The 17,160-nt window shown below is 61.7% G+C and carries 20 protein-coding genes; 11 read left to right on the forward strand and 9 right to left on the reverse strand.

Going from position 1 to position 17,160, the window contains the following annotated elements:
* Positions 1-15: 15 nt before the first annotated feature.
* The 3 genes from LPW29_RS01070 to LPW29_RS01080 form a co-directional block, all read right to left on the reverse strand.
* Positions 16-570 (reverse strand): YggT family protein, encoded by a 555-nt coding sequence (locus LPW29_RS01070; RefSeq protein ID WP_090252030.1) that lies wholly within the window; start codon positions 568-570, stop codon positions 16-18.
* 9 nt (positions 571-579) lie between these two features.
* Complete coding sequence (proC, locus tag LPW29_RS01075; protein WP_090252100.1) at positions 580-1,407, reverse strand: pyrroline-5-carboxylate reductase; 828 nt, start codon at positions 1,405-1,407, stop codon at positions 580-582.
* Between the two features lie 77 nt (positions 1,408-1,484).
* Positions 1,485-2,168, reverse strand: coding sequence for a YggS family pyridoxal phosphate-dependent enzyme (locus tag LPW29_RS01080; protein ID WP_238626464.1), 684 nt, complete (start codon positions 2,166-2,168; stop codon positions 1,485-1,487).
* Positions 2,169-2,260: 92 nt separating this feature from the next.
* Between LPW29_RS01080 and LPW29_RS01085 the strand changes: the two genes are divergently transcribed.
* From LPW29_RS01085 to LPW29_RS01135, 11 genes are all read left to right on the forward strand, one after another.
* A complete protein-coding gene (locus LPW29_RS01085; protein WP_090252035.1) occupies positions 2,261-3,295 on the forward strand; it encodes a type IV pilus twitching motility protein PilT in 1,035 nt (344 codons plus the stop codon).
* A gap of 159 nt (positions 3,296-3,454) precedes the next feature.
* Positions 3,455-3,643 (forward strand): hypothetical protein, encoded by a 189-nt coding sequence (locus tag LPW29_RS01090; protein ID WP_238626465.1) that lies wholly within the window; start codon positions 3,455-3,457, stop codon positions 3,641-3,643.
* Entirely contained in the window at positions 3,628-4,266 is a 639-nt protein-coding gene (locus LPW29_RS01095) for a type II toxin-antitoxin system RelE/ParE family toxin (RefSeq protein WP_238626466.1), read from the forward strand. The genes LPW29_RS01090 and LPW29_RS01095 overlap by 16 nt, the downstream gene beginning before the upstream one ends.
* Before the next feature lie 2 nt (positions 4,267-4,268).
* Complete coding sequence (locus LPW29_RS01100) at positions 4,269-4,970, forward strand: DUF3800 domain-containing protein (protein ID WP_238626467.1); 702 nt, start codon at positions 4,269-4,271, stop codon at positions 4,968-4,970.
* Positions 4,971-4,988: 18 nt separating this feature from the next.
* A complete protein-coding gene (locus LPW29_RS01105; protein WP_238626468.1) occupies positions 4,989-5,423 on the forward strand; it encodes a hypothetical protein in 435 nt (144 codons plus the stop codon).
* A gap of 156 nt (positions 5,424-5,579) precedes the next feature.
* Positions 5,580-8,675 (forward strand): type I restriction endonuclease subunit R, encoded by a 3,096-nt coding sequence (locus LPW29_RS01110; protein WP_238626469.1) that lies wholly within the window; start codon positions 5,580-5,582, stop codon positions 8,673-8,675.
* 38 nt (positions 8,676-8,713) lie between these two features.
* Complete coding sequence (locus LPW29_RS01115; protein ID WP_238626534.1) at positions 8,714-8,929, forward strand: linear amide C-N hydrolase; 216 nt, start codon at positions 8,714-8,716, stop codon at positions 8,927-8,929.
* 141 nt (positions 8,930-9,070) lie between these two features.
* Entirely contained in the window at positions 9,071-9,388 is a 318-nt protein-coding gene (locus LPW29_RS01120; protein ID WP_238626470.1) for a cupin domain-containing protein, read from the forward strand.
* 70 nt (positions 9,389-9,458) lie between these two features.
* Positions 9,459-9,764: a hypothetical protein gene (locus tag LPW29_RS01125; protein WP_238626471.1), complete on the forward strand. Its 306-nt coding sequence runs from the start codon at positions 9,459-9,461 to the stop codon at positions 9,762-9,764.
* Positions 9,765-9,875: 111 nt separating this feature from the next.
* Positions 9,876-11,042: a PilT/PilU family type 4a pilus ATPase gene (locus tag LPW29_RS01130; protein ID WP_090255224.1), complete on the forward strand. Its 1,167-nt coding sequence runs from the start codon at positions 9,876-9,878 to the stop codon at positions 11,040-11,042.
* 40 nt (positions 11,043-11,082) lie between these two features.
* Positions 11,083-12,306, forward strand: a complete 1,224-nt coding sequence (locus LPW29_RS01135) for a PilT/PilU family type 4a pilus ATPase (RefSeq protein WP_338018669.1) — start codon at positions 11,083-11,085, stop codon at positions 12,304-12,306.
* A 49-nt stretch (positions 12,307-12,355) separates the two neighbouring features.
* On the opposite strand, the gene LPW29_RS01140 is transcribed toward LPW29_RS01135, so the two are convergent.
* From LPW29_RS01140 to LPW29_RS01165, 6 genes are read right to left on the reverse strand one after another with little or no spacing between them, the layout of a single operon-like run.
* Positions 12,356-13,237, reverse strand: a complete 882-nt coding sequence (locus LPW29_RS01140; RefSeq protein WP_238626473.1) for a dihydroorotate dehydrogenase electron transfer subunit — start codon at positions 13,235-13,237, stop codon at positions 12,356-12,358.
* A 15-nt stretch (positions 13,238-13,252) separates the two neighbouring features.
* A complete protein-coding gene (locus LPW29_RS01145) occupies positions 13,253-14,533 on the reverse strand; it encodes a dihydroorotase (protein WP_238626474.1) in 1,281 nt (426 codons plus the stop codon).
* Positions 14,530-15,546 (reverse strand): aspartate carbamoyltransferase catalytic subunit, encoded by a 1,017-nt coding sequence (locus tag LPW29_RS01150; protein ID WP_090255217.1) that lies wholly within the window; start codon positions 15,544-15,546, stop codon positions 14,530-14,532. Before LPW29_RS01150 ends, LPW29_RS01145 begins: the two co-directional genes overlap by 4 nt.
* On the reverse strand, positions 15,543-16,052 hold the full coding sequence (gene pyrR, locus LPW29_RS01155) for a bifunctional pyr operon transcriptional regulator/uracil phosphoribosyltransferase PyrR (RefSeq protein ID WP_090255214.1): 510 nt from the start codon (positions 16,050-16,052) through the stop codon (positions 15,543-15,545). Before pyrR ends, LPW29_RS01150 begins: the two co-directional genes overlap by 4 nt.
* Positions 16,045-16,521: a Holliday junction resolvase RuvX gene (gene ruvX / locus LPW29_RS01160; protein WP_238626475.1), complete on the reverse strand. Its 477-nt coding sequence runs from the start codon at positions 16,519-16,521 to the stop codon at positions 16,045-16,047. Before ruvX ends, pyrR begins: the two co-directional genes overlap by 8 nt.
* On the reverse strand, positions 16,514-17,071 hold the full coding sequence (locus LPW29_RS01165) for a YqgE/AlgH family protein (protein ID WP_090255210.1): 558 nt from the start codon (positions 17,069-17,071) through the stop codon (positions 16,514-16,516). Before LPW29_RS01165 ends, ruvX begins: the two co-directional genes overlap by 8 nt.
* Between the last annotated feature and the right edge of the window lie 89 nt (positions 17,072-17,160).

Here is a 17,160-nt window from a genome sequence, read left to right on the forward strand (position 1 = left end):
TATCCAGTGCCCTACTCAGATAGAGCCCACGAAGATCAGCAGCACGTTCAGTATGATGATGGCCACCAGTGGTGACAGATCCACCATGCCGGTCTGAGGCATGATGTTGCGGATGGGGGCCAAGATGGGGCGGTTCAGACTGAACACCAGATCGGCCACTGGATTGCGCCCCATGGCGCCGCCAGCCTGGAACCAGCTCATCACTGCCTGGATGATGATGCTGATGATATAGATCCAGATCACCAGGCGGATCAGCGCCAGCACGCTCACCATGAACAGGGTGAAGAGGGGGATGCCCACCCCGTGCAGCAGGGTGATCAGCCAGATCTCCAGCATCTTGAGCACCAGCACCAGTACGAAGGCCGCCGTGTCGATTCGACCCATGGGAGGGATCACCCGGCGCAGTACCCGCAGCGGCGGATTGGTGATGGTCACCAGGAACTGCGACACCGGGTTGTAGAAGTCCGCCCGGGACATGGCCAGCAGGGTGCGGAGCATTACCGCCAGGATATACAGGCTGAACAGCGTGGAGATCAGAAAGTCAGCGACGTTTTGAAACGCGTGCGTCATGGATAAACCTCAGTCCCGACCCAGTTGGTCGGCCAGTGCATGGGAACGGTCGCGGGCAGCGGTGAGGGCGCGCAGCATCAGTTCGCGCAGCCCTCCGGACTCCAGCTGCGCCAGCGCCTGCTCGGTGGTCCCTCCCCTGGAGGTCACCCGGGTGCGCAGGGTGGCTGCATCCTCATCAGACTCCAGGGCCAGCTTGGCGGCGCCAAAGACGGTCTGCAAGGCCAGCAGTCGAGCCGTTTCCCGGGGCAGGCCCAGTTCCACGGCGGCATCTTCCAGGGCCTCGATGAACAGGAAGCCATAGGCCGGTCCGCTGCCCGACAGGGCCGTCACCGCATCCAACTGGGCCTCATCGTCCAGCCAGACGGCCAGCCCCACCGCCCTCAGAATGGATTCCGCCAGGTCGCGCTGTTCATCACTCACATGAGGGTTGGCGGCCAGGCCCGTGGCCCCACTACCCACCAGCGCCGGCGTGTTGGGCATGCAGCGTACCACTGGCAGATGACCCCCAAGCCAGCGCTCGATATCCGCACCGCGCACGCCAGCGGCGATGGACACCACCAGGGGGTGTCGTTCCTGTACCTGTGCGGCCAGCGACCGGCACACCTCGCCGAGCACCTGGGGTTTTACCGCCAGTACCAGTACCTGGGCATGGGCGATGGCTGCGGCATTGTCATCGGTTGCGTGTACACCGGTCCAGCGCTGGCTCACCGCATCTCGCTGATGCGGGTCCGGGTCGGCCGCCCAGAGGGCGTCCTCGTTCCAGCCATCGGCGATGAGTCCGCCGATGAGGCTGCGCGCCATATTGCCGGCGCCGATAAAGGCGATCGTCTCATTCATGGGATGGCCCGCCATGGCTATGTCTGTAGGGGCGTTATGGTAACCCGAACGCCGGGTGGATTCGTATGCTCTGCCACCTATCCTCTGGCACCGAAGATGGCTGTGCCTACGCGGACAATGGTGGCGCCTTCGGCCACGGCGGCCTCCAGGTCGTCGGTCATGCCCATGGAGAGGGTATCCAGATCAAAGCCGCGCCGGATCAGGTCTTCCTGGGCTTCCCGCAAGCGGGCAAAGGCGCGTCGCTGCTCGTCAAAGTCCTCGCTGGGGGCAGGGATGGCCATCAGGCCGCGCAGTGTCAGGCCGGGCAGGGGGGCCACGGCTTCGGCCAGAGCCGGGAGGGCTTCCAGGTTGACACCGGATTTGGTGTCCTCCTGACTGATGTTCACCTGCAGGCACACATTCAGCGGCACGGCGCCAACGGGGCGCTGCTCGCTCAGTCGGCGGGCAATGCGTTCCCGATCCACCGAGTGCGCCCAGCGGGCCGTATCGGCGATGAGGCGCGTCTTGTTACTCTGAATGGGGCCGATGAAATGCCAGGCAGGCTGCCGGTCCATCAGTGTTCGGGACTTTTCCTCCAACTCCGAGGCGTAGTTCTCGCCGAACTCCCGGAGCCCGCAGTCCATGGCCTGGGCCACGATTTCCGCGGGGCGCGTCTTGCTCACGGCCAGGAGTTGGACGTCTTCAGCGGGGCGGCCAAAGCGCTGAGCTGCCGCCTGTAGGCGGTCCTGTACCGCCTGGATTCGATCGCATAGCTGGGTCATGGGCCTATGCTATATTCGGCACTGATCAGAGTCACCTGTTGGCAGACGTTACATCCGTGCTCAGGTGAGGACAGGACATTAAAGGGGGCTGGATGGACATCACCCAATTGCTCGCGTTTGCCGTGAAGAATGGCGCTTCCGACCTGCATCTCTCCTCGGGACTGCCCCCCATGATCCGGGTGGACGGGGACGTCAGGCGCATCAACGTACCCGCGATGGACCACAAGCAGGTCCATTCCATGGTGTACGACATCATGAACGACAAGCAGCGCAAGGACTTCGAGGAGTTCCTGGAAACCGACTTCTCCTTCGAGATCCCCGGCCTGGCGCGCTTCCGCGTGAATGCCTTCAACCACAACCGTGGCGCCGGCTCGGTCTTCCGCACCATCCCCAGCAAGATTCTCACCCTCGAGGAACTGGGTTGCCCCAAGATCTTCGAGAAGATTTCCGAATATCCCCGCGGCATCGTGCTGGTGACGGGCCCCACCGGCTCGGGCAAGTCCACCACCCTGGCGGCCATGGTGAATCACAAGAACGAGACCGAGTACGGGCACATCCTCACGGTGGAGGATCCCATTGAGTTTGTGCACGAATCCAAGAAATGCCTGGTCAACCAGCGCGAGGTGCACCGCGACACCCTGGGTTTCAACGAGGCCCTGCGCTCCGCCTTGCGGGAAGATCCCGACACCATCCTGGTGGGGGAGATGCGTGACCTGGAAACCATCCGTCTGGCCCTCACCGCTGCCGAAACGGGTCACTTGGTCTTTGGCACCCTGCATACCAGTTCCGCCGCCAAGACCATCGACCGCATCGTCGATGTCTTCCCCGCAGCCGAGAAGGACATGGTGCGCGCCATGCTCTCCGAATCCCTGCGTGCGGTCATCTCCCAGACCCTGATGAAAAAGATCGGCGGCGGCCGCTGCGCCGCCCACGAGATCATGCTGGGAACTCCTGCCGTGCGCAACCTCATCCGGGAAAACAAGATCGCGCAGATGTACTCCGCCATCCAGACCAGCCAGGGCGTCGGCATGCAGACCCTCGACCAGGGCCTTAAGGAAATGCTCCAGCGAGGCCTGGTGAGTAAGGAAGAGGCCAGACGCAAGGCGGCGAATCCGGATAACCTCTGAATGTGTCAGGCCCGATGTTTGCCGCCGTCCCCTTGGAAGTCCACAGCCTGCCAGATGAGCTGACACGGGTTCTTGCAGCGGTTGCCGACCAAGGGCCTCATACGCGGCATGTCTTCCATGCCTATCGGTTATATACGCGAAAATCCGGGGTGATACTTCATGAACACAGCAAAGGATGAAGTGAAGGCTATTCTCAACAAGCTTCCTGACGATTGTTCGCTTGAAGATGTTCAGTATCACCTTTACGTGGTTGAAAAAATCCGCAGAGGCATAGAGCGGGCTGAGAAGGAGGGTACGATCAGCCAGAAAGATGCGGAGAGGAACTTCAGTAAATGGACTTCGATGTAAGGTGGTCACCTGAAGCGACCGAGGACCTTGAAGCCATTGCCAAGTTTATAGCCAGGGATTCCGAGTTCTACGCTCGGGCCGTGGTTTCCGAGATGTTGTCGGTTTCCAGGGGTATCGGTGAATTTCCTTATATGGGCCGCACTGTCCCGGAGATCCGTGATGACAACATCCGAGAGCGATTTGTCTACAACTATCGTTTGATATACCGGATTGCGTCCGGAATGATTCATATCGTGGCAGTGATCCCTGGAAAGAGGCTGAACCAGATCATCAGCGGCGTGGTGGAGATCCGCAATGCCCACGGTTCGGCGGCCCGCGGTGCCGATGCCTACGCGCCCTTGTTGGATAGCCGCTATGCTGAGATTCTGACGCGCTCCACCGACGCAGTGGTGGGCCTGCTTTTCCGCACCCATCTCGAATCGGCCCGACGCGAACCGCTAGCGCGCTTCGTCTATGAAGAGCATGCGGATTTCAATGAAGCCGTCGATAATGAGCACGGCCCGTTCCAGGTGTTGGACATCCCGTTGATCGCCAGCGAGGCGCTCTACCGCACGGATTTTCAGGCCTACCGAGCGGCACTGGTGCAGTTTAAGCAGGAACAGGCGGAAAACGGTGGGGATTAGGCGTGAAGTTTGACGTATATTGCGATGAAAGCCGGCCTGACTTGCTGGGCTCCCAAAACCCTCAGAGTCAGTTCATGGTCATTGGCGGGCTCTGGCTTCCCACATCAAAGCGTGAATCCTTCAAAGCTGAGATTCATCAGTTGCGCGAACGGTATCGGATTGGGGGGGAGTTCAAGTGGCAGAAGGTGTCTCCGTCAAGAGTCGCCTTCTATCAGCAACTGGTAGAGTGGTTTCAGGGCAAGGGCGATCAACTGCGTTTTCGTTGTATTGCCGTGGATCATAGTCAGGTCGATCTAAAGCTCTACCACGAAGACGATCAAGAGCTGGGGTTCTATAAATTCTATTATCAGTTGCTGCACCACTGGATACTGGATTTCAACGAATACAGTGTCTTTGTGGACTTCAAGAGCAATCGGAGGCGCGACCGTTTGCACGTGCTGCGCCGGTGTCTGGACTATTCCAATCTTTCCTCGGAGGTGCACGGAGTTCAGGCAGTCCGTTCTGAGGAGTCGGTGCTCATCCAGTTAGCTGATGTGCTGAGTGGCATGGCCGCATACCGCCTCAATAATCGGCTACGCGAAGATAGCGCCAAAGCTCAGACGCTGGAACACTACGAGGCCCTTATCGGGCGCCGAATTGCACCGACATGCAAAGGTGAACAGAAGTTTAACGTGTTCCGCATCAATCTGGCCGGGGGCTGGTGACTTTTGCCCTATCCCCCGTTGCTCGAACTGGCCAGCGAAGCGGAATATCGCGCTCACTTCGAGGCGACCTATTGTCGCGGCCCGATCCGGGCATTTGATGGCATCGAAGTGCGGTTTCGCCAGCGGGACTTTGACCACTGCTGCTTCGAGTCATCCCGCCGAGACGGCAACAAGGATGCGTTTTCATCGCCGAGGGCGAGAAGGCTGGATTGGATCAAGGCCGCATTGCAGGATCCGCACAGTGAGTGCTACCAAGGCTGGGATAAAAAACGAAAATGCTACGACGGCAGCCGTAGAGTGGCCGTGGTGCTGGAGGATTATGTGGTCGTTATCGCATTCAAGCGAAGGAGCGGCCAGGCTGAATTCGTGACTGCTTTTTTGGCAGACACGCCCTCTGTGCCGGGGAGGCCATCCACGGTGGAGATGATCAGGAGGGGGCCGAAATGGAAATAAAAAACCGCTGATTTGCCAGGCTGGCTCAGCGGAGGCCTTTGTAGGTTCTGCTGCCACTGGCAGAGAACAGTTTGATGGTGTGGCCCGCAGGACCAATTGTCAAGTAATGCCGTTATTGCTCGCGGCCGGAAAAAGCTGCAGTTCAAGGCGCGAACGATGAAGAAAGCCTTTTCAGAACAACAGGTTGAGCAGGCCGCTCTCGGCTGGTTCGAGGCTCTGGGTTTCGACACCGCTCGAGGCGTCGACATCTCGCCCGGGGTCGATAGGGATCTGCGCGCCAGTCATGAACAGGTGATCTTGGAGTCGCGTCTTCGTTGGGCCCTGGGCAAGATCAATCCCAATCTGCCGGATGAGGCCGTCGACCAAGCGGTGCGGGCCGTGATGAGACCGCCAGAACCCACGCTGGCACAGAATAACTGGTGGTTTCATCACCTGCTAATCGATGGCATCGATGTGGAGTACCGCACCCCGGATGGCGAGTCGCGTGGTGACAAGGCCTGGCTGGTGGATTTTGCCCACCCTGACGCGAACGACCGGCTGATAGCGCATCAGTTCACCGTGCAATGCGGTAACGTCACGCGGCGGCCGGATCTCGTCGTGTTCCTCAACGGCCTGCCGCTGGTCGTGATCGAATTGAAGGACCCCGCGAATGAGCAGGCGGATCTATGGACGGCCTACCGGCAGTTACAGGACTACAAGGACAAAATTCCCCTGCTGTTTGCCTATAACGTGCTACTGGCCGTCAGTGACGGCGATCGGACTCGGGTCGGGTCGCTCACCGCCGGTTCCGATCGTTTCGCGCTCTGGCGCGCACTGAACGATGCCCGGGCGCCGGGGGAGCCGACCCTGGAGGCGTTGATTCGGGGGCTGTTCGAGTCGGGCTGCTGGGAGGATTATGTGCGCCATGCCATTGCCTTCGAGGAAGACGAGCGCAGTGGGACGATCATCAAAAAGGTGGCCGCCTACCATCAGTTTCGCGCCGTATTGCGGGCGCGGGCTTCGGTCAAGAAGGCCCTGAAGGCGCCTATCGGCCAGGGCGAAGGACGCGGGGGCGTGATCTGGCATACCCAGGGCTCGGGCAAGAGCCTCACCATGCTGATGTTGGCCGGGGCGTTGATCGGCGATGAGCAGCTGGCCAATCCAACCATTGTGCTCGTCACCGACCGAAACGACCTGGATGGCCAACTCTTCGGCACCTTCGCGGCCGGTCGTGCCCTATTGCGCCAGGACCCGGAGCAGGCTGAAAGCCGGGAAGACCTGACCGCACGGCTCCATCGCGCCTCGGGCGGGGTGGTGTTCACCACGATCCAGAAGTTCGAGGAGCGCGGTGCACCGGTGAGCGAACGGGCCAATATCGTGGTTCTGGCGGACGAGGCTCACCGCAGCCAGTACGGCTTTCTCGACGGCGGCGCGCGCTGGATGCGCGATGCCATTCCCAATGCCACCTACGTCGGTTTCACTGGCACGCCTCTGGAGCGGGACGACCGTAATACACAGGCTGTGTTCGGGGATTACGCCGACGTCTACGACATGCGCCAGGCCATCGCGGATGATGCTACTGTGCCGATTTTCTACGAAATGCGGCTGGTCAAACTGGTGCCGGACGAACAGGGGATACGCGAGGCGGAAGATGAACTGAAAGAGCAGGCCGCCCAGGCCGACCAGAATGGTCAGCCGGTCAATGATTACGTCCGCGTGGAGCTTGAAGCGTTGGCCGGTGCGAACGCGCGTTTGACCCTGGTGGCCCAGCAAATTGTGGAGCACTTCGAGCAGCGCCGCGAGGCGATCGAGGGCAAGGGTATGGCGGTATGCATGAGTCGCCAGATCTGTATGGACTTGTATGACGAGATCATTGTGCTGCGCCCCGAGTGGCATGCGGATGCTGACGACGCTGGCTTTATCAAGGTGATCATGACCGGGTCGGCCGCAGAGGGTGACCGGGTGACGCAACATGCGCGCACGAAGGCGCGGCGGGAGGCGCTCGCCCGTCGTTACAAGGACCCGGACGACGAGCTGCGCCTGGTGATCGTTTGCGACATGTGGTTGACTGGTTTTGATTGCCCGCCCATGCACACCCTGTATCTGGACAAGCCGCTGGCCGGCCACAACCTGATGCAGGCCATCGCCCGCGTGAATCGGGTGTTCGGCGACAAGCCGGGCGGTGTGGTGGTGGATTTTCTGGGTATTGCCGATCAACTGCGCGATGCCGTGCAGACCTACACCCAGGCGGGTGGCGAAGGCAGCCCGGTGGAAGACATTCAGAACGAAGCGGTGCCCTTGATGGAGCGCCAGTTCGAGGCGCTCAAGGATTTCTTCAACGGCCTGGACTACAGCAGCTTTAGTGGAGGGGATGCGTCGGCCCAGATCCACGCCGTTACCGTCGGGGCCGATTACGTTTTTGAGCAGGAGGATGGCAAGCGCCGGTTCATGAGCATGGTGGCGGGACTCTCCAAAGCCTTTGCGCTGGCCGTACCGCGCCCGGAAACTGAAGCCATCCGCGACGAGCTGGCCTATTTCCAGTCCGTGCGGGCCGCGATCCGCAAGCGACTGGCGGACGATGGTCCGCCACCCGCCCCGGATAACCGCGCGGCGGTGCGGCAGGTTCTCTCGGGCGCCATTGCCTCGGATGGCGTGATCGACCTGTTCCAAGCGGCTGGGCTCGGCGGGCAAGAGGTGGGCGTCCTCTCCGAAGAGTTTCTCGGTCAGTTGGCCGGCATGCCGCAAAAGAACCTGGCGCTGGAAACGCTACGAAAGTTGCTGAACGATCAGATTCGTAGCCGAGAACGTGTGAACATCGTGCAGTCTCAGGGCTTCCGGGAATCGCTCGAGGCAACGCTGATGCGTTACACCAATCGCGCCATTACCACCGCCCAAGTCATTGAGGCGCTGATTGGGTTAGCCCGGACCATCCGCGACGCCGTGCATCGCGGAGTGGAAACGGGCCTGTCGGAAGATGAGCTCGCTTTTTATGACGCCCTTGCCAGCAACGAATCGGCCCGCGAGTTCATCGCGGATGACACCTTGCGCCAGATCGCTCATGAGTTGGTCGATCGAATCAAGGCCAAAGCCACGCTGGACTGGACCCAGCGCGATACCGTGCGCGCCGATATGCGCCGCACCGTGCGGCGATCATTGGCCAAATATGGTTACCCGCCGGACGCGCAGGAGGCCACCACCCAATTGGTGATTCGGCAGGCCGAGTTGATGGCTGACAATGAAGTGACGTGCAGTTCTGCGTCCCCGGTGGTCTGACTATTCTGCCGGGAACCAATCGTAACGCCGGTCGTTTTGTGAGGGCGTCGTTCTATATGGATATGATCCCAAGGACCAGGGACCCGAGAGGGGCTGTAGCCAGTGTCTTTGGTGTGATCAGAAATACGTCGGTCCCTTTGGGTATTTCATCTGAAGATGAGCCGAATATCTCTTCAACGCGATGGAGATCCGTATCTGACCACAAGAACCTGATGTACTATTTCGAGACCGCGCTCACGCCCAGCACGTTCTGAGTGGATTCGAGATGGCCGATTTTGGTGAGGAGCAACCGGTCAGGAGGCTGTCTGTCGAAAATCACGAGATCTATACGGGTAACACGCTGGACAGATTCGAGGTCAGTGAGCCATTTCCCTTCGCGGGTTTATGACAAGATCATGCCAGAAAATATACTTGACGCGGTGCCAGACGACCTCGGGTCCGAGGTTTTCGAAGAGATCGTTCGTAGCCCGGGCGTCAGGATCGAGCGTATTGTTTCCAAGGGTCATGCATCACCTGACGTGGGTTGGTACGATCAGGATGAGAACGAATGGGTGCTGGTCGTTCAGGGCAGGGCATCGTTGACATTTGAGGATGGTTCAACATGCCCATTGTCAGCCGGCGATTATGTCAATATTCCAGCGCATACCAGGCACAAGGTGGACTGGACCGATCCCGATGAAATCACGGTCTGGTTGGCGGTGTTTTACAAGTAGGCAGGGAAGGCACACGTCAGGGTGTTCGTGCTGATGAAGGCTTACGGCTTTCTGGTATTCGGGGTGGCTGGTGCGGAGACCTGTCAGGGCAGACGCCGATATCCTTGAACCCTTGCTGCAACATGCGGACACGTTGATATTCCTGAATCCCGGTGTGGAAACCTGTGCTGCCCATTGCCGGGCTCGGTTGTGGGAAGCGGAGAAGTTTGAGTCACCCGAGGCGCAGGATGCCAACCTGCAGAATCTGATCGACTGGGTGCGCAAATACGAATCCCGGGACGATGAATATGGGCTTGAACGCCACCAGGCATTGTTCAAGGCCTTTCGGGGCCGAAAAATTGAATACAATCAGCCATCAGAGTATCTGCCGATATGACATGGCTGCGGTGGCTTGCCGTTCTATACCGCGCCGCGCTTCCCGTATAGACTCAGGGTACGGTGGCCGGCACCGGGCCGGCGGGATGTTTTCCAGACCGAGGCACGCTTCATGGATCGGGACAAGGCAATACGCTTCATGCACGACCTGCTCAGAACCCTGCTGAGCAAACAGGGGTCGGATCTGTTCATCACCGTGGGCGCGCCGCCGTCCATGAAGATCGATGGCAAGATGACGCCCGTGACCAACCAGCCCCTCTCACCCGCCCACACCCAGGTGCTGGTGCGCTCCATCATGAACGATCGGCAGGCTTCCGAGTTCGAGCGTTATCAGGAGTGCAACTTTGCCATCAGCCTGCCGGGGATCTCTCGCTTTCGGGTGAACGCCTTCACCCAGCGGGGCAGTGCCGGCATGGTGCTGCGGGTGATCACCGCCGACATCCCCGCGCTGGAGGATCTCGGCCTGCCGCTGCAACTCAAGGATGTCTCCATGACCAACCGTGGGCTGGTGATCTTTGTGGGCGGCACGGGCTCGGGCAAGTCCACCTCCCTGGCGGCCATGGTGGGTTACCGCAACCAGAACAGCTACGGGCATATCGTCACTATCGAGGATCCGATCGAATTCGTGCATTCCCATGTGAACTGCCTGGTCACCCAGCGCGAGGTGGGGGTGGATACGGAAAACTACGAGATCGCCCTGAAGAACACCCTGCGCCAGGCCCCGGACGTGATTCTCATCGGCGAGATCCGCGACCGCGAAACCATGGACTATGCCATCGCCTTCGCAGAGACCGGGCACCTGTGTCTGAGCACCCTGCACGCCAACAGCACCAACCAGGCTCTGGACCGCATCATCAACTTCTTCCCGGAAGAGCGGCGCCAGCAGTTGCTCATGGACCTGTCCCTGAACCTCAAATCGGTGATCTCGCAGCGACTGATCCCCAAATCGGATGGCAAGGGGCGGGTGCCGGCGGTGGAGGTCATGATCAACACCCCTTTGATGTCCGACCTCATCTTCAAGGGCGAGATCCACCAGATGAAGGAACTCATGGCCAAGTCCAATGAGGCGGGCATGCAGACTTTCGATCAGGCCTTGTTCCAGCTATTTGAGTCCGGCCATATCACCTATGAGGACGCCCTGCGCAATGCCGATTCCCTGAATGACCTGCGCCTGCGTATCAAGCTGGACAGCAAGCGGGCCAAGAGCCAGGGGCTTCTGGATGACGCGCAGGATCTGAAAATGGAGGAGACCCCGGAGGAGTCGGGGGTGCTGAAATGACCCCTCGCTGCATTTGACGTCGCCGCTTGCTGAATACTGGATCCCGGATATGCTGCTTCAACCCTACCTCAAACTCATGGCCCAGAAGAACGCCTCCGACCTGTTCTTCACCACCGGTGCACCGGCCTGTGTGAAGATTGAGGGGGAGGTGCGGCCCATGAGCCGGCAGCATCTCCCCCCTGGAGCAGCAAAGGAACTGGCTTATGACCTGATGGACGATCGCCAGATCGAGATCTTCGAGCGCGAAAAGGAGATGAACCTGGGCATCTCGGTGGACCAGTTGGGGCGCTTTCGGGTGAACGTCTACGTGCAGCGGGGTGAGGTCTCCATGGTGATCCGCTACATCAAGAGCGAGATCCCCAGCCTGGAGCAGTTACGTCTCCCGCCCGTGCTCAAGGATCTGGTCATGCACGACAACGGACTGGTGCTGGTGGTGGGCTCCACCGGGTGCGGCAAGTCCACCACCCTGGCCTCCATGATCGACTACCGCAACAGCAACCGGGCTGGCCATATTCTGACCATTGAGGATCCCATCGAATACAGCTTCATGCACAAGAAGGCCATCATCGGGCAGCGGGAAGTGGGACTGGACACCCTTTCCTATGACAATGCCCTTCGCGAGGCCATGCGTGAGGCACCGGACATGATCATGATCGGCGAGGTGCGGGATCTGAACACCATGAAGGCGGCCATTGCCTATGCCGACACCGGTCACCTGGCCTTGACCACGCTGCATGCGGTGAACGCCAATCAGGCCCTGGACCGGATCATCAATTTCTTTCCCCCCGAGGCCAAGCAGCAAATCCTCATGGACCTCTCGCTTAACCTGCGGGGCATCGTTTCCCAGCGCTTGGTGGTGGGCAAGGACGGCAACCGCCTGCCTGCCGTGGAGGTGCTGGTGAACACCCCCTATATTGCCGAACTCATCCGCAAGGGCGAGATCAACGGCATCAAGGATGTCATGGAGAAGGGTTCATCCATGGGCATGCAGACCTTCGATCAGTCCCTGTTTGAGTTGTACAAGGCGGATCTGGTCAACTTGCCCGAGGCGCTCTCCAAGGCGGACTCCCGAGGCGACCTGGAGTGGCGCATCCATTTCGGGGGCGGCGTGCGCAGCCTGAAGAAGAAGGACGAGGATCTGAACCTGCCCAGCGCCGACAGCATGGCTGGCTCACGAGGGGTCACGGATGGCCGCAAGGGGTTTGATGATGAACTCAAGCCCCTGTCGGAGACGGGTGTGGAATCGGGGCAACCAAAGGAATAAACGGCCTTGGGAAGGCGCGGTGCCCTGTCGATCCGGGGCACCGCCTGGCTCAGGTGGCCGGAAACACCCGCTCCGCCGGGAACACCGGGCCATCCACGCAGACCCGCTTCATGGCGGGGCCCTGGTCCGTGTGCACCTTGACCACGCAGCCGGCGCAGCCGCCCACGGCACAGGCCATGTATTCCTCCAGCGACACCTGGCAAGGCAGGTGATAGTCCCGGGCCAGGGCGGCGCAGGCCTCCAGCATGGGATGGGGGCCGCAGGCATAGACCTGCACCTTGCGCCGTTCCTGGGGCGGTAGAGCGTCCAGCCACAGGCGGGCCAGGTCGGTCACAAATCCTTCGTGACATCCGGAGAAACCGGCCTGGCTGGTGAGTCGTGAGGCCACGCCCCAGTCCTCCAGCAACGGCATGGCGGCGATCACGCCCTCCGGGATGCCGGGAATCATGATGCGCGAGGGCTGCGGCTTGAAGGGGAAGGGCACTTCCGAACCCATGATGACGAACGGCTCGCTCACCGGGTCACGACGCATGGCATCGGCCAGGAAGACCATGGGGGGGATGCCCACGCCCCCCCCCAGCAGCAGGGCCCGAGGCCGGTCGCCGTGGGGCATCTGGAACGGTGTGCCGATGGGGCCCATCATGTTGATCTTCTCCCCCGCCTGTCGCCGCGCCAGCAGTCGCGTGCCTTCACCCACTGACTTGTAGAGAAACTCCACCCAGCCTTCGCCAGGGTGTGCGCGCATGATGGACAGGGGCCGGCGCATGGGCAGTAGCGGGTCGCACTGCAGATGGGCAAAGCTGCCGGGGCGTGCGTGTGCGGCACACTGGGGCGCCTTCACCCGCAGGATGTGCTGATCTCCGGCGTGGGCTGTGTGAGACAGGATGGGCGCATCCTCGACGAAGATGGTCCCGCGATGTGTGTGGTTCATGGGGCGACTCGTTGCTTACGTTCGGGACTCGAAGATGACACGGCCGGCGGCCAGGGTATGGGTGACCCGGCCCTGGAATTCCCAGCCGAAGAACGGGCTGTTGCGACCGGCGCTGAGCCAGTTGTCGGCGCTGGGGCTATACACCCTGGCTGGATCCACCAGGGTGATGTCGGCCCGTGCATCCGGGGCCAGGGTACCGGTGGGCAGACCCATGATACTGGCGGGGGTGGTGGTCACCCGCCGGATGGCCTCCATCAGCGGCAGCACGCCTTCCTCGGCCAGCCTCAGGGTCAGTGGCAGCAGGGTCTCCAGGGTGGACATGCCTGCCTGAGTGGCCGGGAAGGGCGCCAGCTTGGCATCCGCCTCGTGGGGCTGATGGTCCGAGCAGATGGCGGAGATGGTGCCATCGGCCAGTGCCTGGCGCAGACCCTCCCGATCACGCGCCGTGCGTAGTGGCGGCACCACGTGGCAGACGCTGTTGAAGTCCGCCACATCCATTTCGGTGAGGAATAACTGATGGGCGCACACATCGGCGCTGACCGGGAGACCATCCTGCCGTGCCCGAGCCACCAGGGCCGCGCCCCGCGCCGTGGACAATCGACAGAGATGAATGCGGGCGCCTGTCTGGGCTACCAGCGCCAGGATAACGCCCAGGCTGGCTGTTTCCGCCGCTTCGGGAATGCCCGTGAGCCCCAGCCGGGTGGCCACGGAGCCTTCGTGGGCGCAGCCACCGGCGGCCAGGGACCGGTCGATGGGATGCAGGAACACGGTGATCTCGTGGCTGGCGGCGTATTCCAGGGCCCGGCGCAGCAGGACATGGCTGTCGAGGGGTTTGAGGCCCTGACTGGCACCCAGGGCGCCGGCCCGCTTCAGCGCAGCCATCTCTGCCAGTTGCACCCCCTGCAATCCCTCCGTGAGGGCCCCCAGGGGGTGCACACGCACGCCGCAGGCCTGTTTGGCGCGGCGATGGATCAACTCGATCTGGGCCGGCGAGTCCACCGGTGGATCGGTGTCCGGGGGGCAGATGAGGGTCGTGATGCCGGCGCTGGCGGCGGCCCGGGTCTCGGAGGCGATGGTGGCCTTGTTCTCGAAACCCGGCTCGCGCAGGCGCGCCGCCAGGTCCACGAGCCCGGGTAGCACCCAGCGGCCCCGGGCGTCGATGCGCCGGTCGGGGGTGAAGCCTTCCGGTGCGACGCCCAGTGCGACGATCCGTTCTTTCTCGATGAACAGATCCACAACGTCATCCAGGCCCTGATGTGGATCAATGACCCGGCCCTGTTCGATCAACAGCTTCATTGCGACGCCCCCTGATTGACGCTGCCTCCCATGATCATGGACATGACAGCCATGCGCACGGCGATACCGTAAGTCACCTGCTTGAGGATGACGGACTGGGGTCCATCGGCCACCCGGGAGTCGATCTCCACGCCGCGGTTGGCGGGACCGGGGTGCATGACGATGGCCTCCGGTGCGGCCAGGGCCAGGCGTTCTTCGTTCAGCCCCCAGAGCTGGTAGAACTCGTGCTCGGAGGGCAGCAGACCGCTGTCCATGCGCTCGCGTTGCAGGCGCAGCATGATGATCACGTCCACATCCTTGAGGCCGGCGCGGATGTCATGGAAGACATGCACACCCAACTCCTCCACGGAAACCGGCAGCAGGGTGCGGGGCGCGATCACCCGCACCTCGCCGGCACCCAGGACGTTGAGGGCATGGATCTGGGAGCGGGCCACGCGGGAATGCAGGATGTCACCGACGATGGCCACCCGCAGCGCGGAGAAATCCCCCTTATGGTGGCGGATGGTGAACATGTCCAGCAGCGCCTGGGTGGGGTGGGCATGGCGACCGTCGCCGGCATTGAGCACGCTCACATGCGGGGCCACATGCCGGGCGATGAAGTGAGCAGCGCCGCTGTCGGCGTGACGTACCACGAACATGTCCACCAGCATGGCTTCCAGGTTGCGCAGGGTGTCCAGCAGGCTCTCGCCCTTGACCGTGGCCGAGGTACTGATGTTGATGTTGAGGACGTCGGCGGACAGGCGCTTGGCAGCCAACTCAAAGGTGGTGCGAGTGCGGGTGCTGGCCTCGAAGAACAGGTTCATGACCGTCTTGCCGCGCAGCAGGGGCACCTTTTTCACCGTCTGGGCGTTCACGCCCAGAAAGGACTCGGCCGTATCCAGGATCTCGGTAATCAGTGGCCGGGAGAGCCCTTCGATGGTGAGCAGATGACGCAGTCGCCCCTGGTCACCAAATTGCAGTGACGGGGGCAGTGGTCCCGAGGTGGCCGGGGAATGGGGTCGGGCCTCCGTCATGATGATGCCTCCAGTTGTACGATATCCAGGTGTAACGGCTCGGGGCCACGCAGTTTCACCTGTTGGTCCGGGTTCAGTTTCAGGTGTTCCCCCACCACCTGTGCCTGGATGGGCAGTTCTCGACCATCCCGCTCCACCAGCACCGCCAGGGTGACCGAGGCCGGCCTGCCGTAGTCGAAGATTTCGTTCATGGCGGCGCGGATGGTGCGACCGGTGAAGAGCACGTCGTCCACCAGCAGGATGTGCCGGTCTTCCACGGTGAACGGGATGGAGGAGGGTTTGACCTGAGGGTGCATGCCAATGCGACTGAAATCATCCCGGTAGAAGGAGATGTCCAGTCGGCCCAGGGGGGCCTCCAGTTGCAGGCGGGACTGCAACTGCTCGGCCACCCAGACGCCGCCGCTGTGGATGCCCACCAGGCCGGGATCGGTGATGCCTCGGTCCCGCAGGCGCTGACGCAGGTCGTCGGCCATGCGGTCCAGGAGCTTTTTGACGTGTTCAGTCATGGGAGGTCTCTTGGAAAAGCCAGTGTTCCAGGAGCACCGCCGCCGCCACGGCGTCGATGTCCTCTTTACGAATACGTCCGCGGCGTCCCTCGCGGCGCCAGGTCTTGAGATGGGATTCGGCCTCAGCGGAGGTGAATTGTTCATCCACCGAACGTACTTTGAGCCCATACCGGGCGCGCAGCCGGTCGGAGAATGCCTGGATGCGCCGGGCCAGCGGGTGCTCGGTGCCGTCATCCGTTTCCGGCAGGCCGACCACCAGCAGTTGGGGCTGCCATTCGCTCACCAGGGTATCCAGGCGAGGCCAATCGGGGATGCCGTTGCGGGCCGGCAGGGTTTCCAGGGGGGCGCTGGTACCGGTGAGGCCATTACCCACCGCCACGCCGATGCGCCGCTCGCCATAGTCCAGTCCCAGCACGGTACCCGGCGCGGCCGGCACCGCCCTGGCCGGCTTCGACCGTGGTTCAGGCATGTCCCGCCTGGCCGCTCATCAGCGACAGATCCACGCCCAGACGGCCCGCGGCAGCCTGCCAACGTTTCTCGGCAGGCTGCTGGAAGAGGATGTCCGGGTCGGAGGGGCAGGTGAGCCAGGCGTTTTCGCCAATCTCCTGCTCCAGTTGTCCTGGTCCCCAGCCGGCGTAGCCCAGGGCAATGAGATAGGACTCGGGGCCACTGCCCTGGGCCATGGCCTCCAGAATGTCCCGGGAGGTGGTCACCGAGATCTGGTCACTGACCTGCAGGGTGGAGGTCCAGCGTCGTTCGGGAGGGTGCAGGATGAAGCCCCGGTCCGGTTGCACCGGACCGCCATTGAAGACAGGCACCTGAGAGGCATTCACCTCGATGGAGATGCCCATGTGCTCCAGAACCGACTCCAGGGTGAGATCCGTGGGGTGGTTGATGACGATGCCCATGGCGCCGTCCTCGCTGTGCTCGCACACATAGGCAACCGAATGAAAGAAATTCGGATCCTCCAGCGAGGGCATGGCGATCAGGAACTGGTCTGTGAAGTTGGCACTGTGCATGGGTTCAGGGCGCACTTGGGATACGTGGGTTAGTGTACACCCTTGATGCCGGTCGTCGTAGATGGAACGGGCAGGCCGATGGCTCCATG

Origin of the sequence: Ectothiorhodospira sp. 9100, assembly GCF_022227565.1 — a bacterium.
Lineage (GTDB): Bacteria > Pseudomonadota > Gammaproteobacteria > Ectothiorhodospirales > Ectothiorhodospiraceae > Ectothiorhodospira > Ectothiorhodospira marina.

What these genes read in the sequence shown, in the direction of transcription:
- LPW29_RS01080 (WP_238626464.1), bottom strand. Translation starts at nt 2,168, where the DNA reads ATGACCCAGCTATGCGATCGAATCCAGGCGGTACAGGACCGCCTACAG.
- LPW29_RS01165 (WP_090255210.1), bottom strand. Translation starts at nt 17,071, where the DNA reads ATGCACAGTGCCAACTTCACAGACCAGTTCCTGATCGCCATGCCCTCG.
- LPW29_RS01145 (WP_238626474.1), bottom strand. Translation starts at nt 14,533, where the DNA reads ATGAAGCTGTTGATCGAACAGGGCCGGGTCATTGATCCACATCAGGGC.
- LPW29_RS01085 (WP_090252035.1), top strand. Translation starts at nt 2,261, where the DNA reads ATGGACATCACCCAATTGCTCGCGTTTGCCGTGAAGAATGGCGCTTCC.
- LPW29_RS01095 (WP_238626466.1), top strand. Translation starts at nt 3,628, where the DNA reads ATGGACTTCGATGTAAGGTGGTCACCTGAAGCGACCGAGGACCTTGAA.
- LPW29_RS01140 (WP_238626473.1), bottom strand. Translation starts at nt 13,237, where the DNA reads ATGAACCACACACATCGCGGGACCATCTTCGTCGAGGATGCGCCCATC.
- LPW29_RS01120 (WP_238626470.1), top strand. Translation starts at nt 9,071, where the DNA reads ATGCCAGAAAATATACTTGACGCGGTGCCAGACGACCTCGGGTCCGAG.
- LPW29_RS01090 (WP_238626465.1), top strand. Translation starts at nt 3,455, where the DNA reads ATGAACACAGCAAAGGATGAAGTGAAGGCTATTCTCAACAAGCTTCCT.
- pyrR (WP_090255214.1), bottom strand. Translation starts at nt 16,052, where the DNA reads ATGACTGAACACGTCAAAAAGCTCCTGGACCGCATGGCCGACGACCTG.
- LPW29_RS01130 (WP_090255224.1), top strand. Translation starts at nt 9,876, where the DNA reads ATGGATCGGGACAAGGCAATACGCTTCATGCACGACCTGCTCAGAACC.
- proC (WP_090252100.1), bottom strand. Translation starts at nt 1,407, where the DNA reads ATGAATGAGACGATCGCCTTTATCGGCGCCGGCAATATGGCGCGCAGC.
- ruvX (WP_238626475.1), bottom strand. Translation starts at nt 16,521, where the DNA reads ATGCCTGAACCACGGTCGAAGCCGGCCAGGGCGGTGCCGGCCGCGCCG.
- LPW29_RS01150 (WP_090255217.1), bottom strand. Translation starts at nt 15,546, where the DNA reads ATGACGGAGGCCCGACCCCATTCCCCGGCCACCTCGGGACCACTGCCC.
- LPW29_RS01110 (WP_238626469.1), top strand. Translation starts at nt 5,580, where the DNA reads ATGAAGAAAGCCTTTTCAGAACAACAGGTTGAGCAGGCCGCTCTCGGC.
- LPW29_RS01070 (WP_090252030.1), bottom strand. Translation starts at nt 570, where the DNA reads ATGACGCACGCGTTTCAAAACGTCGCTGACTTTCTGATCTCCACGCTG.